Below are 780 nucleotides of genomic sequence, written 5' to 3'. Positions count from 1 at the left end.
GCGCCGGGAACCGTCGTCGTGCATGACCGTGACATAGTCCGCGGAGACTTCTTCGACTACTCCGGTCTTCTCGTTCACCACCACATCACCGGCATCGATCGCGGCGCGCAGCTCCATTCCGGTGCCGACCAGTGGGGCCTCGGAGCGGATCAGCGGAACCGCCTGCTTCTGCATGTTCGCGCCCATCAGGGCGCGGTTGGCGTCGTCGTGCTCGAGGAACGGGATCATCGCCGTCGCGACCGACACCATCTGACGCGGCGACACGTCCATGTAGTCGACCTCGGTGGATTCGACCAGTTCCACTTCGGAATTCCTGCGGCGCACCGCGATGCGCGCGTCGATGAACCGGCCCTCGGCATCGAGCGGCTCATTCGCCTGCGCCACCACGTGCAGGTCCTCCTGGTCGGCGGACAGGTAGACCACTTCGTCGGTCACCCGGCCGTCGACCACCTTGCGGTAGGGCGTCTCGATGAACCCGAACGGATTCACCCGCGCGTACACCGACAGGTACCCGATCAGCCCGATATTCGGGCCCTCGGGCGTCTCGATCGGGCACATCCGGCCGTAATGGCTGTAGTGCACGTCGCGGACTTCCAGACCGGCGCGCTCCCGGGACAGACCACCCGGGCCCAGCGCCGACAGGCGGCGTTTCTGGGTCAGGCTCGCGAGCGGGTTGCGCTCGTCCAAGAACACCGACATCTGCGAGGTTCCGAAGAACTCCCTGATTCCGGCGACGACCGGGCGGATGTTCATCAACGTCTGCGGGGTGATCGCTTCGAT

The 780-nt window shown here is 65.8% G+C and carries 1 protein-coding gene; it reads right to left on the bottom strand.

Features of this window, described 5'->3' with window-relative positions:
- Positions 1-780, bottom strand: a 780-nt coding sequence (locus tag ON27_RS22005) for an RNA polymerDNA-directed RNA polymerase subunit B (protein ID WP_043730992.1), incomplete at both ends; no start/stop codon positions are given.

This window comes from Nocardia asiatica NBRC 100129, from assembly GCF_000308415.1.
GTDB classification, from domain to species: domain Bacteria; phylum Actinomycetota; class Actinomycetes; order Mycobacteriales; family Mycobacteriaceae; genus Nocardia; species Nocardia asiatica.
This window is presented reverse-complemented; position numbering and strand designations above follow the sequence as displayed.